This is a genomic window from Pedobacter sp. KBS0701 (genome assembly GCF_005938645.2).
In the GTDB taxonomy this organism is placed as follows: Bacteria; Bacteroidota; Bacteroidia; order Sphingobacteriales; family Sphingobacteriaceae; genus Pedobacter.
Window position 1 is genome coordinate 701213 of sequence record NZ_CP042171.1, and the last position, 22549, is coordinate 723761.

23 protein-coding genes are annotated in these 22549 nt (G+C 37.7%); 10 read left to right on the top strand and 13 right to left on the bottom strand.

Annotation, left to right across the window (positions count from 1 at the left end):
• Positions 1-54: 54 nt before the first annotated feature.
• The 12 genes from FFJ24_RS02715 to FFJ24_RS02770 form a co-directional block, all read right to left on the bottom strand.
• Positions 55-417, bottom strand: a complete 363-nt coding sequence (locus tag FFJ24_RS02715; protein WP_138820676.1) for a DUF4870 domain-containing protein — start codon at positions 415-417, stop codon at positions 55-57.
• Positions 418-464: 47 nt separating this feature from the next.
• Positions 465-1166 carry an SDR family oxidoreductase gene (locus tag FFJ24_RS02720; RefSeq protein WP_138820677.1) on the bottom strand — a complete coding sequence of 234 codons (702 nt, stop codon included), beginning with the start codon at positions 1164-1166 and terminating at the stop codon, positions 465-467.
• Positions 1167-1226: 60 nt separating this feature from the next.
• Positions 1227-1607, bottom strand: coding sequence for a type II toxin-antitoxin system VapC family toxin (locus FFJ24_RS02725; protein WP_138820678.1), 381 nt, complete (start codon positions 1605-1607; stop codon positions 1227-1229).
• Positions 1585-1839 (bottom strand): hypothetical protein, encoded by a 255-nt coding sequence (locus tag FFJ24_RS02730; protein WP_132394920.1) that lies wholly within the window; start codon positions 1837-1839, stop codon positions 1585-1587. The genes FFJ24_RS02725 and FFJ24_RS02730 overlap by 23 nt, the downstream gene beginning before the upstream one ends.
• Positions 1840-1870: 31 nt before the next feature.
• Positions 1871-3652, bottom strand: coding sequence for an aromatic amino acid hydroxylase (locus FFJ24_RS02735; RefSeq protein ID WP_138820679.1), 1782 nt, complete (start codon positions 3650-3652; stop codon positions 1871-1873).
• A gap of 1966 nt (positions 3653-5618) precedes the next feature.
• Complete coding sequence (locus FFJ24_RS02740; protein ID WP_138820680.1) at positions 5619-6128, bottom strand: GtrA family protein; 510 nt, start codon at positions 6126-6128, stop codon at positions 5619-5621.
• 83 nt (positions 6129-6211) lie between these two features.
• A complete protein-coding gene (locus FFJ24_RS02745) occupies positions 6212-6901 on the bottom strand; it encodes a CAP domain-containing protein (protein ID WP_138820681.1) in 690 nt (229 codons plus the stop codon).
• Positions 6902-7094: 193 nt separating this feature from the next.
• Positions 7095-7859 (bottom strand): SDR family NAD(P)-dependent oxidoreductase, encoded by a 765-nt coding sequence (locus FFJ24_RS02750; protein ID WP_138820682.1) that lies wholly within the window; start codon positions 7857-7859, stop codon positions 7095-7097.
• An 86-nt stretch (positions 7860-7945) separates the two neighbouring features.
• Positions 7946-8353: an AraC family transcriptional regulator gene (locus tag FFJ24_RS02755; protein WP_138820683.1), complete on the bottom strand. Its 408-nt coding sequence runs from the start codon at positions 8351-8353 to the stop codon at positions 7946-7948.
• A gap of 172 nt (positions 8354-8525) precedes the next feature.
• Entirely contained in the window at positions 8526-9260 is a 735-nt protein-coding gene (locus FFJ24_RS02760) for a DUF6252 family protein (RefSeq protein ID WP_138820684.1), read from the bottom strand.
• Between the two features lie 184 nt (positions 9261-9444).
• Positions 9445-10131 (bottom strand): 2'-5' RNA ligase family protein, encoded by a 687-nt coding sequence (locus FFJ24_RS02765; protein WP_138820685.1) that lies wholly within the window; start codon positions 10129-10131, stop codon positions 9445-9447.
• Between the two features lie 162 nt (positions 10132-10293).
• Entirely contained in the window at positions 10294-11937 is a 1644-nt protein-coding gene (locus FFJ24_RS02770) for a glycine--tRNA ligase (protein ID WP_138820686.1), read from the bottom strand.
• A gap of 404 nt (positions 11938-12341) precedes the next feature.
• Between FFJ24_RS02770 and FFJ24_RS02775 the strand changes: the two genes are divergently transcribed.
• The 10 genes from FFJ24_RS02775 (at position 12342) to FFJ24_RS02820 (ending at position 21563) form a co-directional block, all read left to right on the top strand.
• The gene (locus tag FFJ24_RS02775) at positions 12342-13262 is read left to right on the top strand and encodes a glycerophosphodiester phosphodiesterase family protein (RefSeq protein ID WP_138820687.1); all 921 of its coding nucleotides are present in this window, start codon (positions 12342-12344) and stop codon (positions 13260-13262) included.
• A gap of 87 nt (positions 13263-13349) precedes the next feature.
• Complete coding sequence (locus tag FFJ24_RS02780; protein WP_138820688.1) at positions 13350-14057, top strand: ATP-binding cassette domain-containing protein; 708 nt, start codon at positions 13350-13352, stop codon at positions 14055-14057.
• Positions 14058-14062: 5 nt separating this feature from the next.
• On the top strand, positions 14063-14599 hold the full coding sequence (locus FFJ24_RS02785; protein ID WP_138820689.1) for a hypothetical protein: 537 nt from the start codon (positions 14063-14065) through the stop codon (positions 14597-14599).
• Positions 14600-14812: 213 nt separating this feature from the next.
• Positions 14813-15469, top strand: a complete 657-nt coding sequence (locus FFJ24_RS02790; RefSeq protein ID WP_138820690.1) for a porin family protein — start codon at positions 14813-14815, stop codon at positions 15467-15469.
• Between the two features lie 249 nt (positions 15470-15718).
• The gene (gene gldF, locus FFJ24_RS02795) at positions 15719-16444 is read left to right on the top strand and encodes a gliding motility-associated ABC transporter permease subunit GldF (protein WP_138820691.1); all 726 of its coding nucleotides are present in this window, start codon (positions 15719-15721) and stop codon (positions 16442-16444) included.
• Positions 16445-16470: 26 nt separating this feature from the next.
• Complete coding sequence (gldG, locus tag FFJ24_RS02800) at positions 16471-18129, top strand: gliding motility-associated ABC transporter substrate-binding protein GldG (RefSeq protein WP_371716945.1); 1659 nt, start codon at positions 16471-16473, stop codon at positions 18127-18129.
• Between the two features lie 33 nt (positions 18130-18162).
• Positions 18163-19287: a DNA polymerase III subunit beta gene (gene dnaN / locus FFJ24_RS02805; RefSeq protein WP_086545224.1), complete on the top strand. Its 1125-nt coding sequence runs from the start codon at positions 18163-18165 to the stop codon at positions 19285-19287.
• 85 nt (positions 19288-19372) lie between these two features.
• On the top strand, positions 19373-20050 hold the full coding sequence (locus tag FFJ24_RS02810; protein ID WP_168202365.1) for a DUF4397 domain-containing protein: 678 nt from the start codon (positions 19373-19375) through the stop codon (positions 20048-20050).
• A gap of 59 nt (positions 20051-20109) precedes the next feature.
• Positions 20110-20811: a DUF4397 domain-containing protein gene (locus tag FFJ24_RS02815; protein ID WP_138820694.1), complete on the top strand. Its 702-nt coding sequence runs from the start codon at positions 20110-20112 to the stop codon at positions 20809-20811.
• A gap of 65 nt (positions 20812-20876) precedes the next feature.
• Positions 20877-21563, top strand: coding sequence for a DedA family protein (locus FFJ24_RS02820; protein WP_138820695.1), 687 nt, complete (start codon positions 20877-20879; stop codon positions 21561-21563).
• Here the strand turns inward: FFJ24_RS02820 and FFJ24_RS02825 are convergent, their stop codons facing one another.
• Complete coding sequence (locus FFJ24_RS02825; RefSeq protein WP_138820696.1) at positions 21564-22520, bottom strand: zinc dependent phospholipase C family protein; 957 nt, start codon at positions 22518-22520, stop codon at positions 21564-21566. It abuts the gene before it with no gap.
• Positions 22521-22549 lie beyond the last annotated feature (29 nt).

The following is a 22549-nucleotide window of genomic DNA, read 5'->3' on the forward strand; positions in this document are numbered from 1 at the left end:
ACAAAAAAGTCCGGGTTAACTTACCCGGACTCGAATTAAAATATTTGGCTTCGATTATATACTTGGGAACATGGTTTGCGCTTTGTCGCCGATTAACGGAAGTGGTTTTTGCTCACCATTATTCGCACTTATAGCACCCAGGATGATCAAAATAATGTAGGCAATGTAAACTGCATAACTTAAATAACCAAATATAGCAGTTGGCACAATCATAATCAGTATCGTTACCGCTACATTAAGTACAATGATGGCCAAATGAAGCAATAAAGACTGTCTTAAATGATAGCTGGACAGCGCTGTTTTATTGTCTTTGTACATAGCAAAGTACGATACCAGCCAACCGATTAAAAAGATGTAACTAACAACAGCAGCATTTTTTCCACTGTCGACTGTTTTAAAGGGAGAATTTGTTTCCATAGATTTTTTTAGTTTTTCGATGCTGCAAATTACTAAAAATTATCACATTATGGTGTAGTAACTGCTACCGGTAAAATTTTTCCATTAAAAAATTTATGTCCGGTTTTTGCAAAATCAGCAACATATTTTCCCATTTCAAAAGCCATCACCGGGCTTTGGTAACCAGGGAAAGCTGCTTCCAGCATCTCTGTCTGTGCAGATCCTAGCGCAAGGCAATTAATTTTAATTCCTGTCTCAGCCAATTCAAAAGCCAAACATTCTGTTAACGTGTGCAAGGCAGCTTTACTTGCCGAATAGGCAGAAAGCCCCGGGAATTTAACACTCCCTTGAAAACCACCCATGCTACCAATGTTTACAATGTGGCTTCCGCTTTGCATTAAAGGCAAAATATGCTGAATCATCCTGAAATGTGAGATCACGTTGCTTTGTAACATTTCGCCTAAATCAACCTCGGTGGTTTCTAAAAAAGGTTTATTAATTAAAGCGCCTGCATTGTTGATCAGGATATCAATTGTACCCAAACGTTCTTTTAAAAAAGGAATCAGGGCCGCATAATCATCATTTACTATATCAAACTCTACAGGTAAAAGGGTACAGTCGGGATTAATGCCTTTAGCAATTTCTAAGAGTTTGCGCAATTTATCTGCTGAACGGGCAATGGCAACAATCTTGTTTTCTTTATGTAAGCTAAGCTCTAAAGCGGTTTCGAAACCGATTCCGCTGCTGGCACCTGTAATTATAATATTCATTAAAAGGAATTAAAAATTGTTGTAAAGTTAAAAGGTTGAAGATATGAGAATTAAACGCTTTTATGAATTTAGCGGGTTAACAAATATTACAGTACTATTTATTTTTTCAAAATCAGCAGTATTATTTGTTAAGAGTTTCCCATTCATTACTTGCGCTGTAGCATAAATAATAGCATCTGGCAGTTTGATTTTGTTAGTTTTTCTGATAGCTATAGTCATATTTACTATAGCATCATTTAAAGGTATAACGTTTAAAGAACCAATTAGCTCGCTGATGTATTTTTCTTCCAATCTGTCTTTAAATCCATATCCAGGTAATTCCATTTTTGATATCATGGAAATAGAATAAATGATGTTTTCTGCAAATACTTTTTCGGGAGCTAAAAGTTTTTTAGATAAATAGATAACTATGTTCGTATCAAATATTACGTTCCCATTCATCTCTTAAATCACTTTGCCATTTAGATGGATCTTTAATATCCTTAAACATTAAATTGCCTTCGGTATTGTCAATTGCTTTTTTTAATTTCTGATAAGATCCCCTAGGCTCCTCAACCATATTAGGCTGATGGGTTTTGATATCAACATCTTCTACAAAAGATAATGCCTTCAGCATCTTTTCAAGAAGCGCAGCATTTTGTTCGTTATCTACTTGTACTGTGATGGTTGTCATAACGTAAAGTTAATGAAATTAAAGCGATTAATCAATCTTCCACAAGGAGCTGACTTACCGGATTCTTAATCACATGTAAGCCGTCATTAATCAGTTTGGTATGATCTAATTCTTTGCCTGCTTTAATTTCAAGATAAACCTGAATTTCCTTTTCCAGCTGATGGTAAATCTTTTTATGGTAAATAATTTCGAGAATTTCTAAGGCACAAAGCCAATCCTGACGGTGGTTTGTTTTTAGTTGTAAGAAAATTTCGCCAAGCTGATCCAGGTTTTCACCATTTTCCCTGATCGCTCTAACTGTTTGGTATAAACCGTGCAGTTTTAATGTTTTATCATCATAGGTAATTTTATACGTTTTCTCCTTGCTAATTAACGTAATCTCCTCGTAAGCATCTTTATCGGCAGCTCCATTAAAAACTGAAACGATGGTTTCGCCTATAGCCATATCATAAATGCCCCACTCGGGTTTAAACAGCATGTTTCCGTTATTTTCGGTAACCGTACAATCGTTAAAGGCAATTAAAATCAACTTACTTTTTTCGGTAATAATATCTTTAACTATTCCTACAACTTTAATTCCGCTTTCAAACGTAAGTTCAGTTTTCTCTCCTTTGATGATGTTTAAAGATTGTAATTCTGATGGACTATAATCCTCAAATGGTTTTTCTGCTCCTTTTAAACGGCCAACCGGCGACGAAAAGCCATCTGCATGGTAATCCTTCCCGTGGCCAGCCAATTGTTTACCACTAAAGGCCAATGCAGATGGCCCTGTGGTTTTAATAAAAGTTACTTCGTCATTAGCGTTAATGCCTATATCGGTAAATACACCGCTCACCTGTAAACCCGAACTGTAAACTGCAGTAGCTACATTTTTACAGGCAATGGCTTTCATAATGCTTTCCGATCCACCTTTTCTAAAAGCCATGGTATTGGCAAATTCTTCCAGCACATCAATCAGGTTTTGGAAAGTTTCGGTTACAAAGAGCTGTGGCTGCGGTTTAGTAATATCATAAGCGTAATTAATTGTATCGATGTTATACCAAAGTTTTACGACGTCTCTTTGCATGCAGGTAGCGCTTTCACCGATGGAAGAAAGCAGACCTGCACCGTAAATTTTTGGGTTTTCTAAAGTACCAATCAAACCATATTCAACTGTCCACCAGTGTAAGCGACCAAGTAATGCCATTTCAGAGGGTTCGCCCATATTTTCACTAATGTAGCGCAATTCTTTTTCTGCCCCGGCAATCGCAAATTCATCGGCATTTACAGCTTCTTTCAAAATCGATAACTTCCTGATGGCTTCGTAAAGTTCAAAATCTTTCGCCGAAAACATGGCTTTCGCACCAATCGAACCAAAATAGCTTAAATAATTATTGTAATCGGTATCGGCAATGATAGGTGCATGGCCGGCACTTTCGTGTATAATATCTGGTGCTGGTGTATATTCGATGTGATTAATCTGGCGGATATCTGCAGCAATTACCAGCACCCGATAGGCCTGATATTCCATGAAAGCTGCTGGTGGAATAAAGCCATCAACAGTTACCGCTCCCCACCCAATTTTACCAAGGTTATCATTCATGGTTTGCAAATCAGGAATGTATTCGATACTTAAACCTGCCCGCTGTAAGCCTTTTATGTAAGGGTAATATGCTACATTTTTAAGGTAACTGTAATTCTGGCGCATTACATAACGCCATACCGCTTGATCGATTGGGGTGTATTTTTCGTAGTTCTGGTCAACAATAAATTGTTTTAAATGATTGGGCAATTTTGCTACCTGCGCATTATTAAAATCATTAAAATGGCTCATGGTTATTTATGGAATAAGTTGGTCGGCAGCTAAGTTAGGATGTTGTTTTTATCTTATCAAGAAAGCGGCGGCATAAATTAACAGGTTAACGTAATAAAGGTTTCGGGTGGTTAAAATAATGGATTAATAATTTGGAAAGATGCTGTAGCATTTTATCGGGGGGCTCCGGTCGGGCTGTTCGCTATGTCTTTTGCTGCCTTTCGGCTCCGCTCAGGCCGACAGCAAAAGGATGCCGCTTCCATCCTGTTTATGTACAACGGTTTTTGCTGATGAACCTGGTTTTTTCTACATTTTTCTAAAAAAAAAACGAAAATATAAGCACTGTTTGGCCACCTAAACCCGACTGGTGCGTAACGCCCGGAGCGAGGCACGAGTGAGGACTTGGAGCAAAGGCGGGACTGAATAAACCCAAAGGCTTGTGTCACTGCTTTCCAAAAAGAAACAAGATTAATAATTAGGAAAGGTGCTGTAGCATTTCATCGGGAGGCTCTGGCCGGGCTGTTCGCTATATCTTTTGCTGCCCTTCGGCTCCGCTCAGGCCGACAGCAAAAAGATGCCGCTTCCATCCCGTTTATGTACAACGGTTTTTGCTGATGAACCTGGTTTTTTCTACAGTTTTCTAAAAAAAAAACGAAAATATAAGCACTGTTTGGCCACCTAAACCCGACTGGCGCGTAAAGCCCGGAACGAGTGAGGACTTGAAGCGAAGGCGGGACTGAATAAACCCAAAGGCTTATGTCACTGCTCCAAAAAAATGATTTGATAGTATGAGGTTAATAATTAGGAAAGGTGCTGTAGCATTTCATCGGGAGGCTCTGGCCGGGCTGTTCGCTATATCTTTTGCTGCCCTTCGGCTCCGCTCAGGCCGACAGCAAAAGGATGCCGCTTCCATCCCGTTTATGTACAAAGGTTTTTGCTGATGAACCTGGTTTTTTCTACAGTTTTCTAAAAAAAAAACCAAAATATAAGCACTGTTTGGCCACCTAAACCTGACTGGTGCGTAACGCCCGGAGCGAGGCACGAGTGAGGACTTGGAGCAAAGGCGGGACTGAATAAACCCAAAGGCTTGTGTCACTGCTTTCCAAAAAGAAACAAGATTAATAATTTGGAAAGGCGCTGTAGTATTTCATCTTGAGGTTTCGGTCGGGCTGTCCGCTATATCTTTTGCTGCCTTTCGGCTCCGCTCAGGCCGACAGCAAAAGGATGCCGCTTCCATCCCGTTTATGTACAACGGTTTTTGCTGATGAACCTGGTTTTTTCTACAGTTTTCTAAAAAAAAACGAAAATATAAGCACCGTTTGGCCACCTAAACCCGACTGGTGCGTAACGCCCGGAGCGAGGCACGAGTGAGGACTTGGAGCAAAGGCGGGACTGAATAAACCCAAAGGCTTGTGTCACTGCTTTCCAAAAAGAAACAAGATTAATAATTTGGAAAGGTGCTGTAGCATTTCATCGGGAGGCTCTGGCCGGGCTGTTCGCTATATCTTTTGCTGCCCTTCGGCTCCGCTCAGGCCGACAGCAAAAGGATGCCGCTTCCATCCCGGTTATGTACAACGGTTTTTGCTGATGAACCTGGTTTTTTCTACAGTTTTCTAAAAAAAAAACGAAAATATAAGCACTGTTTGGCCACCTAAACCCGACTGGTGCGTAAAGCCCGGAGCGAGGTACGAGTGAGGACTTGAAGCGAAGGCGGGACTGAATAAACCCAAAGGTTTGTGTCACTGCTTTTCAAAAGATCAACATTATAATTAGGAAAGGTGCTGTAGCATTTTGTCGGGGGGCTCCGGTCGGGCTGTTCGCTATATCTTTTGCTACCCTTCGACTCCGCTCAGGCCGACAGCAAGAGGATGCCGCTTCCATCCCGTTTAGATACGAAAGCTTGTGCTTATAAACCTTAAGCCTTACTTTTCGACACCATTAATTCCGTGCTTTCTATACCTCCGTGGCAAATAATTGCTGTGGTTGATTAATCCTGCTTCCCTTTTTTATCTCCAATTTTCTTTACGCTGAATGTAAAGTAGTGTTGATACAGATAGCTAAATAATGCCATTAAAACCGAAACCACAATCCGCGAAAGCATCGATAGTGTTGGGTAATCGCGTAAAAGTTCCAGTAAAAACTTCAATAACACGTAATTAGCCAGGATATTGATAAACTGCAGGTTCATAAACCTAAAAAGTTGTACCCGGCCTTTTAGCTCGCTGTGCGTAAATATGACGTATTTGTTAAGTAAAAAACTGGTTGGGATGGCAACGGTATAATCTACCAATAACGAGGCCGTTTCCCTTTGCAGCACGATTACTCCAAAGTTTACCTCCTCAGTTTTAAAAATGAAAAAGTAAGCAAAATAATAACTTAAAATTCCCAATAATAAAGTGCTGCCACCAGTGGCCATGTACCGGAAATTATGTATGGAAATAAATTTTTTAAATGGAGGATAAAAAAAATCTATGACGGCTAAAATGGCGTTACGCATTACTTAAAATTGTTCGTTGTTATTTTTGCGCGCAATTTACAATTAAATTTTTATTGCCGCCGTAATTAGATCATTTAAGCCTTTTATTGATTATTGGTGTAATAGGCCGGTTGTGCTACAAAATCGATTACCGCACACCAGGTGTAGGATGGGTGTGGCTGGATGCTCACGCCAACAGTATTCAGTTTGTACTTTTGATCGAGCAAATTAAACCGGTGACCAAGCGAAGGCACACCACAATCTAACAATAAATGGCAGACAATATCCAAACTGTTCGAATAACCAAAGTCGATATTTTCACTCATTGCTTTATTGGGGAAATATTTTGATAAACGTTTAGAAAATTTATCGCCGTTGCTGCTTTCGTGTGTATCGAGGTTATTTCTGTTCAGGTCCTGGGCATGGCTACGGCTTAAAGAAGTCAGTTTATCATCAGGATAAAACACCTGTAGGTTTTTTATGCCTCTTAAATGCTTTAGTAAAGAAGTATAATAGCTATTGTTGCGGGTAATCCGAAGTTCATTGTAGTTTCTGTATTGCCTTACTTTAGTGTTGTAGTTGTTAATGTAATCTTCTAAAAAGGTATAATAAAATTTTTCGCCATCAATACGGATCAGGTTCATATACATGACTACATTTTTCTCTTCGTTGGTTAAATAAGAAGCATTTGCTGCAGTATTGGCCCTGCGGAACTCCGCATCTGTCCATTTTTGGGCATTTGCATCGATAACAAAAATGAAGAATAAAAGGGTGGGTAGAAGTAGTTTAGGCATCTGGTGGTTTTCATGGATAACGCCATTTGATGCAGATTATTTTCTGGTTGGGAATTTAGATCGTGTTTAGCGCGTGGTGTTTAACGGTTAACGTTGACTAACTACCGTCAAAAAAATAACCATCGGAGCACAAAGAACACAAAGAAATCAATCTTTGTGCCCTCGTGTCTTGGTGGTTAAAATTGCGAAGAGTTTATAAAAACATACCGCCAGAAGCTTCAATGCGTTGTGCATTAATCCATCTTGCATCTTCGGTGCATAAGAATGCCACCACTCCGCCAATATCATCTGGTAAACCTACGCGACCTAAAGCAGTATTAGCCGCTATTCCAGCGTTTAGTTGATCATTATCGCGCACCACACCACCGCCAAAATCGGTTTCTATAGCACCTGGAGCAATAATGTTCGATCTGATTCCTCTTGCACCCAATTCTTTTGCCTGGTATTTTGTTAAGGTTTCCATGGCGCCTTTCATCGAAGCATAGGCCGCATAACCTGGAGTTGCAAAGCGAGCCAGTCCGGATGATACATTAATGATTCCGCTACCGTCGTTTAATAAAGGCAAGGCTTTTTGGGTTAAAAAGAAAGCTCCTTTATAATGGATGTTTACCAGGGCATCAAATTGTTCCTCAGTGGTATCAGCAAATGAAGCGTGGATCCCAATCCCGGCATTATTGATCAGGAAATCGAATTTTTCGGCATTAAAAACAGATTTTAGTACGCTTTTAACTGCAGTAAAAAAGGCATCAAAAGTTTTAGAATCGCCAACATTTAACTGTATTGCCGCTGCGGGTACACCTAACGCTTTTATTTCGTTTACTGTATCTTCTGCTTCCTCTTTTTTAGATTGATAGGTAACAATTACACCCATTCCTTTTGCAGCGATTTTTAAGGCCGCGTTTTTTCCCAGTCCGCGGCTACCACCGGTTACCAGGGCAATTTTATTTTGTGTTTCCATTTTCTATTTATTTGTTAAACAAAATTAGATGGAAATCGGCTGTAAAAATGGTGACAGCTTAAGTAAAAATGGTGACTGTTTAAGTTTTATATGGTGACAATTTCCTTATTTGTAGCTAAAGACTCAAAATAAGCCTCTCTATACTGTTTTGGTGTTTGGCCAGCAAAGTGCTTAAAAAACTTGGTAAAGTTAGATGGATCGTAAGTTAATATTCTGGCAATTTCGGCAATAGGCATGCTTACATTCTGTAACATTGTTTTGGAGATTTCCATTAAACGCTCTTCGAAAAAGAAACATGGCGAGTGTCCGGTAGCGGCTTTAATGGTATTGCTTAAATGCGTGGGATGTACATGGATTAAACCGGCGAAATCTCTTACTTCAAACATTTCTGTCGCACGGCCGGATACGATGTCGTCAAGGTGTTTATCTAATTCTTTTAAATAATCTGCCGCAATTTCATGTCGACGGGCAAAAAACTTCTGTGGAACTTTCATATAAATGATTTTGATCGCTAAACAAATATACCATTCAAGCCATTGATTATGAAATTACCTAATGGGCATTTGTTTTTTGTGACTGAATGATTACCGGCTAAAAATTCCGTCAAAACAAAAGCCGTTGATCGCTAAATCAATGGCTTTATATTTGTATTCTTCAAAAATGCTTTTACAATTTACTAAAAGGTAAATCAAAAGTTCCGTCTGTAATATTTACTGAGGTGTTTATGGTAGTATTCTGGTTGCCACCACTGAAGAAAAATGTTCCTTTCAACTTATTTCCAGTTTCGCTTGTAATAACCAAAGTACCCGCATCGGCATAAAATGAACCGGTTTGACTTTGGTCTTTCATATAAACACCGGTTCCGTCCTTTGCTATATTGTAAGTTCCTGCGCCGTTGTATCCGGCTATCGAAATAATCAGGCGTTTATCGCCATTTACTGTTGTAATGGTTAATAATTTGCCTAAAGGAGAATTTATAGATGCCGCTTCGCCAGTAAAGCCAATTGCAGTACCATCTACCTTTGCATTTAAATTGTTTGTATTATTATTTGATTCTGGGATTTTTGCTGGCACTAAACTAATGTTAAATTGCCCATCACTAATGGTTTTTGTGGCTAAAGTTACATAGTTTTGTCCTTTAAATTCGAAAGTGCCTTTAATGTATTGATCAGCTAAATAACTTGTAATCTTAATTGTACCATTGGAGGCACTGAGATAAGCCTCTTTGGACCCTAGATTATTTGGAAGATAGGTAGCTACATTACTATCGGATAAAGTATATGTACCCACCCCTTTAAAATCACTGATTACTAAACTAAAACCACTGGTTACTTTGTTCCCAAAATCTGGACAGTTTTTTTTCCTCCGATCGCATAAGTTTGGGCTGTTGCAAATGTACATTGCAATAAAACGCCATCAACTTTTCCGCTCATAGATGATGAATCCCATTCAGGACGATAATCAATTTCTTTTTTACACGATGAGGTAATGAGGAGGCACAGCAATGCCAATAGGGATAATTTAAAAGGTAATTTCACGAGCGTTAATTTGTTATGGGTAATAAATTTATGCAAAGATAAAGAATTTAGTCAATCGCTAATGAAAAGGTATGCAGCTTTTTAACAAATCTTTCCCGCTGGTACCAATCATTATAAACCAGTTCTAATTGCTTCACTTCGAAAGTACCGAAATCGAAATCCCTGTATTTTTCGATCAGATCAATAAAGGCAGCTTGATTTTTTAATTCCGATCTGAAACGAATTACAGTGGAATGGGCCGTTTGGATAATATATCGTTCGTCGATGCTTTGTTGCAGATCTGAATTTTTAAAGGTTTTGCGGAGATCATCTCTGATTTCGTTTAAGGTATCGGTTAAAAAACCTTGAATGAGTATACACGATGGAGAAGCCGTAATTCCTTTAAACTGAATTTTGAAACTTTTATGCCTGACTAAAACTTTTTTAATAAAGTTAATATAATCCTGAACATTGAAATCCTTTAAATCAAAGCCATCATAACAGGAAATGACCGACATTAAAGTAATATGGATATCTGCATTTTGATAATAATACTGATCAGGCTCAATGGTTTTTACATCAGCCAAAAACTCCTGAATATTATGATTCGTTGCGGCATCAGGTCTGATGACCAAAGTAATGCCAAAACGATTATCGGCGTCAGAATCGATTAAACGATCTATTTCGTAGTTTCCATTAGCTATTTTGGCAATCGAATCCCTGTAAAGTTTGTTATAATGTTCGGCTAAATTCATTTTAATTATACAAAAAAGTCACAGGGGGTAAATCCTGTGACTAAATAATAAGGTCGTTATCTCGACTTCGTTGCGATCATCGATAAATGAGTGTTTTATAATTTTTAATCGCTATTTCAACGATTTTGAATCATATCTGAAATATCATAATAATGATACTTTTTATGCCAGCAATGCCTTCCAGCTAGTAGCCTTACCAATAATACCAGCTAAATCGGCAATGGCTACACGTTCCTGCTCCATGCTGTCGCGGTGGCGAATCGTAACCGTATTATCCTCTAAACTTTGGTGGTCAACCGTAATGCAGAAAGGCGTACCTACTGCATCCTGACGGCGGTAACGTTTACCAATCGCATCTTTCTCTTCGTAAATACAGTTGAAATCGAATTTCAGTTCATCCATAATTTCGCGTGCTTTTTCCGGCAAGCCATCTTTTTTGGTCAATGGGAAAATGGCTACTTTATATGGGGCTAAAGCAGGGTGTAAACGCAATAAAGTACGGCTATCCTGTTTATCTTCGGTGCTTAAATCCTGCTCTTCAAAAGCATTTATCATCGTTAACAGGAACATGCGGTCTAAACCGATCGAGGTTTCGATTACATAAGGGATGTAATTGCCATAAGGTTTACCTTCTTCATTTAAATCGTTATCAAAATACTGCATTTTCTTGCCAGAAAACTCCTGGTGCTGCTTTAAATCGAAATCGGTGCGACTGTGGATTCCTTCAACCTCTTTAAACCCGAAGGGGAATTCGAACTCAATATCAGTTGCTGCATTGGCATAATGCGCCAGTTTCACGTGGTCGTGGTAACGGTATTTTTCAGGATTGGTACCTAAAGCTTTATGCCATTTTAAACGTGCTTCTTTCCAATACTCAAACCACTTTTTGTCTTCACCCGGGCGAACGAAAAATTGCATTTCCATTTGCTCAAACTCGCGCATACGCATAATAAACTGACGGGCAATTACCTCATTTCTGAAAGCTTTACCAATTTGCGCAATACCGAAAGGAATTTTCATCCTTCCTGATTTTTGAACGTTCAGGAAGTTTACAAAAATTCCCTGGGCTGTTTCCGGGCGAAGATATACTTCATCACTGCCTTCAGCCATGGCTCCGAACTGTGTGCTGAACATCAGGTTAAACTGGCGTACATCTGTCCAGTTTGAAGTTTTAGAAATCGGGCAGATTATCTTATAATCAACAATTAAATCTTTTAGCTGTGCTAAGTTTTCAGATTTAAGTGCAAGGTTCATTTCTACTTCAAGCGCTAAACCCTTTTTTACAAATCTCCAGCTTGCTTCATTAACAAATGGATATTTTGCATTGTCTAAAATGGTCGCCTCATCTTTAAAACTCGGAATCCAGGCGGCTTGTCCTTCATCACTTAAACCCAATATTTCTTGCTGGAACTCCTCAAATCTGGCTTTGTTTTCTGCGCTGAAATTGGCTAATTCCGAATATAATTCATCAATTTTATTTTCCAATAACTGATCGGCGCGGTAACGTTTTTTCGAATCTTTGTTGTCAATCATCGGGTCGTTAAAACCATCCACGTGTCCGCTAGCTTTCCAAACCTTAGGATGCATAAAAATTGCAGAATCAATCCCTACAATGTTTTCGTGCATCTGTACCATGGCTTTCCACCAGTACGTTTTAATGTTGTTTTTTAACTCGGCACCCAATTGGCCATAATCGTAAACAGCACTTAAGCCATCATATATTTCGCTGCTCTGGAATACAAAACCGTATTCTTTAGCGTGTGATATTACATTTTTAAATTGTTCGTCGTTATTCTTTTGAGCCATAATGCAGCAAAGATAATAAAAAGGCGGAGGGTTTAAAGGTATAAGGCTGAAGGTTTTTGATGAAGCTAAAACGGACTATAAATTTGAGAATGTTGGTGTTTAACTCAAGTGTCCTTAGGTGGCTCGGGTGGTTAGACAGGGTGAAAGGCACCTTGACTAGTGAATTTATATACTCTTAAATTTCTTATATGGTTCAAAATATTAAGAAAGCAATAGTTTGCTTATTGGTTCCAGCGTTCCTGCTTTCCGCTTTACTTCGTCACACTTGTGCTCACTGCAATCAGCTTAGGTGGCGAAAACGTAGCATGATTAATGTTCTAAACGAGTTTGAATTATATAAATTGATTAACATTTAACATTCCGTTTTACCTCTTCCATCTTCCATTTTTTCCTACTTTTGAAACATGAAATTCCATCATTTACTATTTTTGGTTATTGTTGCAGTTTTTACCTCATGTAAACCAGAAGAAAAAAAACATCACTATATTAAATTTAATACACCTGCGGAGTTATATCAATTCTTAAAATGGTCGCCAGAAAACCGTTTTCCATTAATTAGTGCCCATCGAGGAGGCCCAATGCCTGGTTTTCCTGAAAACTGTATCGAAACATTCGATAATGCCATTACTTATAATCCTGTAATAATCGAATTTGATATTGCTTACAGTAAAGATTCCGTAATGGTGATCATGCACGATGATCAGCTCGATCGCACGTCTACGGGGAAAGGACCAATTGGCAATTATACATACGAGGAGTTGAAAGCCTTTAACCTGAAAGATGATGAAGGCAAAGAAACAAAATTTAAAATCCCCACTTTGGATAGCGTACTGAGCTGGAGCAAGGGAAAAGTTTTGTTAACCATCGATTTGAAGAAAGGAATTTCTTATGCAAAAGTAATTGAAAAAGTAAGGCGATATAAAGTAGAAAGTAATTCAATTATCATCACCTATACTGCAGATCAGGCAAAAGAAGTGTATCAGTTGGCACCTGAGTTAATGATTTCTGCATCGGTTCAAAAGAAAGCCGAATTGAAGCGCTTAAATAATATTGGTATTCCCAATAACCGGATTGTAGCTTTTGTTGGAGTTTCTGCTCCAGATAAAGACTTATACCGATACTTACACGCTAAAGGTATTACCACTATTTTAGGTACTATGGGCAATATCGATAAAAGTGCCATTGCCAGTCCGGCAAAAAATGTTTATTATCATTTGGTTAACAACGGTGCAGATATTTTGTCTGGGGATAATTTACAACAGGCATCAGAAGAGTTGGATAAATTTAGGTACAATAAAAAAATAAGTTCACCGCATATTAATTAACCACAGATGGAAAAGATGAGCACAAATCGGTTTAATCAATTATGAAAGCTGTATTTATCTGTGCAATCAGTGGTAAAAAATAACAAAATGAGTATTTCAGTTAAAAATCTTTCTAAACATTACGATAAGCAAAGAGCGGTTGATTCCATCAGTTTTGAGGCTAAACCAGGGCGTATTTTGGGTTTTCTGGGTCCTAATGGCGCCGGTAAATCTACCACCATGCGTATGCTTACCGGTTACTTATCGCCTACTTCTGGTGAGGCTGAAATTTTTGGTAAAAGCATTATTTCTGATGCCATTGAAGCTAAAAAGCATATTGGCTACCTTCCTGAAAATACGCCGCTTTATACTGATATGTATGTAAAGGAATTTTTAAACTTTGTTGGTCAAACGTATAAACTTATCAATTTACCTGCAAGGATTGACCAAGTCATCAAAATGCTAGGCTTAACACCAGAACAGCATAAAAAAATTGGGATGTTATCTAAAGGGTATCGCCAAAGAGTGGGGCTGGCCCAGGCAATCATTCATAATCCAGCGGTTTTAATTTTAGATGAGCCTACTTCTGGTTTAGACCCCAATCAACTGGTCGACATCAGGCAACTGATCAAAACATTGGGCAAAGCTAAAACGGTTGTTATTTCTACCCACATTATGCAAGAAGTTGAAGCCATTTGTGATGACATCATCATTATTAACAAAGGTAAAATTGTAGCAAGCGATTCACTCGAGGGACTTAAAAAAGTGCACCAACAACAATCATTAGAAGATATTTTCAGAAAATTAACCGCTTAAATTTCATGCGTAGCATAAAAATAATACTTATAGCTTTTTTATTTTCAAGTCCGTCACTTTTAAAAGCTCAAAATAACGCTAACATTGGTATTGCGGCGGAAATTGGTCTGCCATCAGGCAATTTTTCTAACCTTTCAGGAATTGGCCTGGGTGCATCAGTAAAAGCTGATCTTCCTGTTGCAGAAAATTTTGCCATAACTTTAAATGCAGGTTTTATGAATTTTTTTGGCAGACGGAATCAACTTTTCAGTGTGCACGATTTAACCTATATTCCTGCAAAAGCCGGACTGAAATACCAATTGAGCGAAAGCTTTTATGCTGAAGGTCAATTGGGAGCCGCTTTACCCTTAAATAAGGAACAAAAAACCTTATTTATTTGGTCGCCTGGTATTGGCAATCAATTCAAACTTTCAGGAGGAAATAGACTCGATTTAGGGATCCGCTACGAAGCATGGACAGGTAAAAACAATATTGCCGGCTTAAACAAATCCGATAGTAAAGGATTTGTGGGAATTAGATTTGCCTATTTATTTGGGTTGTAAAGCAATCATGATGATAAATTGTTTGATTTTTTATTCAGTTAATCAGTTTTTTTTATAGTAGTTAGGGCTCTGTTGTTTCTAAACTGCATCATTCCAACGATATGAAAAAAAATAATAAACTATTAAATTAGTTTATTATCATTGTAGCGTTTTTGCCAAAACAAGCAAAAGCACGGAAAATAAAAAACAATTCTTATAACAACTCTCAAAATTATGAAAAGGTTAGTATTATCTTTATTAACAGTTGCTGGCTTAGGCTTTGCAGCTTCAGCTCAAACAGAAAAACCGGTAACTTTTGGCGTAAAAGCAGGTGTGGCTTTTCCAAACATGACCATCTCATCAGGCAGTACTTCAGTAAGTTTTGATGCCAAAACCTCATTTTACGTTGGCGGTACAGCAGAATTTGCGGTATCGGATGTAATCTCAATCCAACCCGGCTTAACCTTTATCAGCAAAGGAACAAAATTTAATAGTAACAGCTTTGCTTTTGAAGATAGCGATTTTGGAAGCACAGAGAAAGTTACCTTAAACTTTAATTACCTCGAATTGCCGGTAAATGTATTGGCTAATTTTAAATTGAATGGTTCTGGTAAAATATTTGTTGGCGCCGGCCCTTATTTTGCTTATGCATTGAGTGCAAATGGCAAATATGGATCAATGAAAGAGGACATTAAATTTGGTGAAAATGAATCTGAATTTAAACGTACCGATTTTGGCTTAAATTTTCTGGCAGGTTACCAATTAAACAATGGCTTTAATATTCATGCTGGTTACGGATTAGGACTAAGCAATATAGCGGATACAGATCTCTCTGATGAGATTACCTTTAAAAACAAGGTTTTCACCGTTGGTATAGGTTTTTCTTTCTAAACCAAACCGAGACATCAAGAAGAGGTTGTATCATAAAGACACTTTCTCCTCAGATTTTGTCATGTTGAGCCTGTCGAAACACATAAAGTGATTTAACTAAGTCCTTCGACAGGCTCAGGATGATAATTCGAAATTTATGATACTGCCTCTTTTTAAATTTAAATATTGCTGATTTGATAATGCATTCATTTAATCAATTCCTTTTAAATTTGCAGGAATAAATGGTTAACTTCGGCGTTTTATTAGCAGATGTACGCAGTTTTTAAACGCGAGTTATTCAGTTTCTTGAGTTCGATGGTTGCCTATATAACCATTGGCATTTTTCTATTGGTTTCTGGCCTCTTACTTTGGTTTTTTCCTGATACTTCAGTGCTTGATTATGGTTATGCCGAACTTGACGGTTTTTTCAGTTTGGTTCCTTATCTTTTTATGTTTCTCATTCCCGCCATTACCATGCGCTCTTTTGCCGAGGAAAGGAGAGAGGGGACTTTCGAACTTTTAATTACCCGGCCCATCCAAATCTGGCAGATTATTGCGGCAAAATATTTAGCGAGCCTGGTTTTGGTATTATTTGCCTTAATCCCAACCTTAGTCTATTATTATAGCATCTCAAAATTGGGTTTTCCTGAAGGAAATATCGATTCAGGATCGGTTATTGGCTCCTATATCGGTTTGTTTTTATTGGGTGCTGCCTTCACATCAATTGGTATTTTCTCTTCTGCATTAACTAAAAATCAGGTTATTGCATTTGTCATCAGCGCGGCCTTATGTGCATTTGCTTTTTTAGGCTTCGATTATAGCAGTCAGATTGCTGCATTTCAAAGTATGGAGAATATCGTTCGCAACTTAGGCATTAATCAACATTATACTTCCATAAGCCGTGGCGTTTTAGACACCAGAGATCTGATTTACTTTATCTCCTTTTCGGTACTTTTTTTATTGTTCACCAAATTAATCATAGGAGGTAAACGATAATGAAGCTGAAGAATAAATGGATTAATTTGATCGTCTTAATAACTACACTGGTTATTATAAATATTTTAGGTCAGTACGTTTTCTATCGTTTTGATTTTACTGCCGATAAACGTTTTACACTGAGTGAGAAAACAAAAGGCTTACTGCAGAAAAATGAAAAACCGGTAATTATTACTGTGTTTTTAGCTGGTGAGTTACCACCTGCATTTAAACGTCTGCAAGCTGCGGTATCGGATATTTTATCTGATTATAAAGCTTATGCTAAAACGGAAGTTAAAGTAGTTTTTGTCGACCCCATAGCCGGGCTTAATCAGGCCGATCAGGATACAGTAATCAATAATTTGTACGAAAGAGGAATAGAAGCAACCAATTTAAGTATTAAAACAGAAAGTGGGTTAACGCAGAAACTCGTATTTCCGATGGCCATGATGGAAAGTGAGGATAAGGAATTCCCCATTAAACTTTTTCAGAATTTAGATATCCGTGGGAATTACGAAGACAATATAAACCGCGCTATTGAAAATCTGGAGTACATTTTTACTTCAAGTTTAAAGAAGGTACTTTCGGGTGATAATCCTCGGATTGGTTTCTCTGAATCAAATGGCGAACTCTCTGATTTGCAACTGGCTGATGCGATTCACACCTTATCGAATAGTTATCTGGTTGGCCGAATTGATTTAAATAGTATTGATAAGGCAGGGCTTGATAAATTGAAAATGCTGATTATTGCCAAGCCCAGGAAACCATTTACAGAAGCTGAAAAATACAAAATCAACTATTTTGTAATGAATGGCGGGAGGGTAATCTGGAGTATCGACCAGGTAAATGCCGAATTGGATAGTTTAGGTGGGAAAAGTGGACAGATGGCTGTTAATAGTAATCTGAACCTGGATGATATGCTTTTTATGTATGGCGCAAGGATCAATTATAATATTATTGCTGATCCGGCGAACAGTACCGAAATTCCGGTTTCAACAGGGGTTGTAGGCGGACAGAACCAGATGCAACTGGTGCCCTGGATTTATTATCCTATCTTATTACCTGATACGGCTGGAAGTGTAGTGAAAAAGCTGGATGGTGTAAAATCTGAATTTCCAAGCACGGTAGATACTATTGGAGTTAAAGGTGTGAAGAAATCTTACATTTTGAATACCTCGCCTTATAACAAAGTATTTAATGTGCCGAAATTGTTTAACTTGCAGATGGTAGGCGAACAGTTAGATCCACGATCTTTCCAGAGTAAACCGCAACATGTTGGTTTGATCTTAGAAGGTCATTTCCCATCGGTTTTTGCCGGGCGCCCCTTACCAGCTACCATTACGCTGCCTTATACCTTAGAAAGCACCAGCAAAGCTTCTAAAATGATCGTAATAGGAGATGGTGATATTTTTAAAAACCAGGTATCAGCGCAAAACGGAACGCCCTTTCCATTAGGTTTCGATCGTTATTCGCAGCGTACTTTTGGCAATAAGGCTTTATTACTCAACATTGTCGATTATTTTACAGATAACGATAACTTAATTGCCCTAAGGAATAAAGAAGTAAAAATTAGATTGTTGGATAAGGCGAAAATTAAGCTCGAAAAAACAAAGTGGCAATTTATAAATGTTGTGGCGCCCTTGTTATTGTTAATATTCTTTGCAATTTTTCAACATTATTACCGCAAATACAAGTACGCTAAATAATTTTTATATTTTTGAAGAAGACTAAATAACATCATGAGATTTATTGTATCCACATCAACTCTATTAAAACACTTACAAACCGTAAATGGTGCATCAAGCAGCAGTACGGTTTTGCCTATATTAGAAAATTTTCTCTTCGAAATTAAAGATGGAAACTTAACTATCTCTGCTACCGATCTGCAAACCAGCATGACAACTGCTTTGGCTGTAGAGTCAAAGGAAGAAGGCAAAGTGGCTGTTCCATCTAAAATTTTATTAGATACGCTTAAAACGTTACCAGATCAACCAATCGCTTTCAATATCGATGATAGTACTTTTGCGATCGAGATCAGCGCCGGTGATGGTAAATATAAATTGAGTGGTGAAAATGGTGATGATTTTCCGAAGATTCCTGTAGTAGAAAACGCGTCTTCTGTAAATTTACCAGCATCAGTTTTAACCGAAGCCATAACAAAAACTATTTTTGCGGTAAGTAATGATGAGTTGCGCCCGGCTATGACAGGTGTATTCTGTCAGTTATCTCCTCAGCACATCACCTTTGTAGCTACTGATGCACATAAATTGGTGAGATATCGCCGTATGGATAGCAAAGCAGATAAAGCAACCTCATTTATTCTTCCGAAAAAGGCCTTAACACTTTTAAAAGCTGCTTTACCTTCAACAGATATTAATGTATCAGTAGATTATAATGCAACAAGCGCTTTCTTTAAGTTCGAAAATATCAACTTAGTGTGTCGTTTAATAGACGAGCGCTATCCTGATTATGAAGCAGTAATTCCAACCAATAATCCAAACAAGCTAATTATCGATAGAAGTTTGTTTTTAAATACCCTTCGCAGGGTTGTAATTTTTGCCAATAAAACGACGCATCAGGTAAGATTGAAAATTAGCGGAAGTGAATTAAATATCTCTTCTGAAGATTTGGATTTTGCTAACGAGGCACATGAGCGTTTAAGTTGCCAATATGATGGTGAAGACCTCGAAATTGGCTTCAATGCACGCTTTTTGATCGAAATGTTAAGTAATTTAAGTGGTGATGAAGTTACTTTAGAACTTTCTACACCAAATAGGGCTGGACTTTTAATTCCGCAAACCAATGACGAAAATGAAGACGTCTTAATGTTGGTAATGCCTGTGATGCTAAACAATAGTTATTAAAAAAAAACTAATTCATTAGTTTAATGGAAAAATGGCTTGGTTTTTGACCGAGCCATTTTTGTTTTTAATCAACCAACACAAACTAATGAAAATCTATAACAACCTCTCGAAACTCCTGCTTTTGCTCATTGCCTTATGCAGTATAGGCTTGTCATCCTGTAAAAAAAATAATCCAGGTGAAGTAGTTAATGGCGAGGCCAGGTTAAAAATGGTTAATGCTTCACTGGCCGAGGATCATCAGGATTTTTATTTAGATAAGGAGAAACTAACCACTTCGGCGTTAGCATTTGGAGAAACGAGCGAATATGTAAAAATACCTTCAGGTAATAGAAGCGTTTCTTACACCGGAACAAATAATACGGGTACAGATACTTCATTAAACTTTACCCCATCTATCACATACACTACTTTTTTGGTTACCAATAAAAAGGGCGAACTGGAAATTGTTAATTATGAAGATAATCTGAGTAATACAGAATCAGCCAAAGCAAAAATTAAACTGATTAACCTTACGCCCAGTTTTGCGACAGGTATAAACGTTATGGTGGAGGGAGGTACACAATTCGTTAACGGATTGGCTTTTAAAGAAGCCTCGAATTATTTTACGGTAGATACTGGTGTAAATTTAAGATATTCAGTGGTAGGTTCAGGTAGTATTAAAACGATTGAAAGCACAAACTTGTCAGGAGGTAAAATTTATACGGTCTGGTTTAGTGGTACTACCGCTGCAACATTAACTTCACATATCATTACCGATAATTAATTTCAAAGTTTAATATGCTTTCTGCTATCTTTACGTTTTATTAGCATTGGCAATTTTATATGAAAAATACAGTATTGTTTTCCAAAATATTCCTTCTTTTTGCATGCGCTTTTTTAATCAGCTCTTGTATCAAAAACAATAATTTCATTAAAGGAGATGCGAAAATCCGTTTTTTTCAAGCGGCTTCCACCGATACAACTCAAAATTTTTATTTAAATGGGATACAGATTGGAACTTCGGTAGCTTATAATACAAATACAAGTTATGTTGTTATACCCGGCGATTCTGTTTTTAACATCACTACCAAAAATATAGGCACTGGTGTAGATGCTACTTCATTGACGAATCAGACATTTAAAATTGGTCAAAATTATTCTGTTTTTTATTACAAAGAAAAAACCGGCGATCCTGCAAAATTGAAAGTTTATACGGATGATGTAAAACCAGATCTGGATTCTGCTAAGTTAACTTTTATAAACCTGGGTTACACACTTGGATCTAACGTTGTAATTACAGATAGTACAAATACAGCTAAACCGATTGAATCTTCACTTGGTTATGGTGAGACTAAGACTTTTAAAGTAAAAGTTAATAAGATCATGAAATATGCATTTAAATTATCTATCCCTACAGCAACAAATCCACCACCCGTTGTCACACGTTTAGATTCTCTCACCATTAATAATGGACGAGTTTACCTGATATTACTTGACGGAGATAAAAAAGGTGAGCTTAAAAACCGGATCATCTCATCCAACTAATTATTTATTACTATTTTAAGCATTAATCTCTTTACTATTTATACTTTTGCCCAAAATCAGATAAATTGGAATTACTACAGCAGCTTTTAGATTTTATTCTTCACATTGATGTTCATTTAGCCGAAATTGTTAATGAATATCGTACATGGACCTACCTTATTTTATTCCTGATCATTTTTGCGGAAACAGGTTTTGTGGTTACACCGTTCCTTCCCGGCGATTCATTGCTTTTTGCGATGGGTGCATTAATTGCAGGCGAACATGAAACTGGTTTAAATATCTGGATTATGCTCCTTATATTAATTGTAGCTGCGATTTTGGGGAATACAGTTAACTATAAACTGGGAAGTGTTTTGGGCGCCGGGGTATTTAAAGAGAAAAATAAAATCTTAAAACTTAAATATTATCACCAATCGCATGAATTTTTCGAAAAACATGGTGGTAAAGCCATTATGTTGAGCCGGTTCTTGCCGATTTTCCGAACAATTGCGCCTTTTGTTGCCGGTATAGCGAAAATGCCTTTTGGCCGTTTTACCTACTATAATATTATTGGTGGTGTAACCTGGATTTTCGCCCTATTAATTGGTGGTTACCTGTTAGGACAGATTCCGGTAATCAAAAATAACTTCGAACTTGTCATCATCTTTATTGCCGTAGTTACTTTTGTTCCTGCCATTTGGGCTGCCATCAGGAGCCGCATGGAGCCTAAAAAGGTTGAAAAAATTATTGAAGGAGAGGATCCCAAATCATAACTAAAGTTCCCGGCCGATAAGTATACCATTTTGGTATTTCTTTTCGGTTTCTTTTTCCTCTTTTTGTTCATCAGGCGATATTTCTGTTTTAACCAGGTTTTTGAGCACCGGCTGTCCGGCATCTACCCAGGCTGAATACCAAAAAGAACCTATGGTTAATATGGCAGCGCGCATCTGTTTTTCGACCATATTGTTCATCTTATCGTGATAGGCTTTTGAATATTCTCTGGAGTATTGTTTGAGCACGGTATTGTTCCGTTCTGAAAAGCTATACTTTTGCCTGGAAGGAAATGATGCATTTAATGCTGCTTCACAACTTAGAACAGTATCAACCAAACTATGGGTATGTTTAAGTACTTTCCAGATTTCCTGCAATGGGTTTTCAATATAATCTGCCTGGCCTACAACAAAATTGTACTGAGTTGAAAACAATTCAGGTAAACGGCTTTCCCAAAAAGCGTGGATACCAACTTGATTGGTGAGTTGCCCGTTATGGTTGGCAGTGGTGTGTAAAGGAACGTGTGCATCGCCAATGTAATGGCCCAGATCTGCAGAATATTTTAATATTTTTACCGAATCATGCATTTTAAATGCTTTAACTAAACCAAAATAGCTACGCTGTATTTGCCAGGGGATAATACCATCGGTGTTCAGCTTTTTTAATCCATATCTGGCCAGGGCATCATCCCATTTTTCAGGAATGCTATCAATATTTTTTTCATAATTTTCCACATCAAGGTAATGCCGTGGTGCTTCTAGCGTATCAGCATATCTCCGTTTATCTGGATCAACAGCATGTTCGGTAATGTATTTGATGTTCTTTTTATAGAAACCGATCATGTCAGGAGGCAAAGTAAAAACAGCAAGATTGTTTATCCTTTGATGTGCAAAGAACCCCCAGGAGGTACAAAAAAGTATAGGGATGATTAACGCGGTTAAAATCGTTAATCTTTTCATATAACCTAAGATAAGTAATTTTCTTTGTA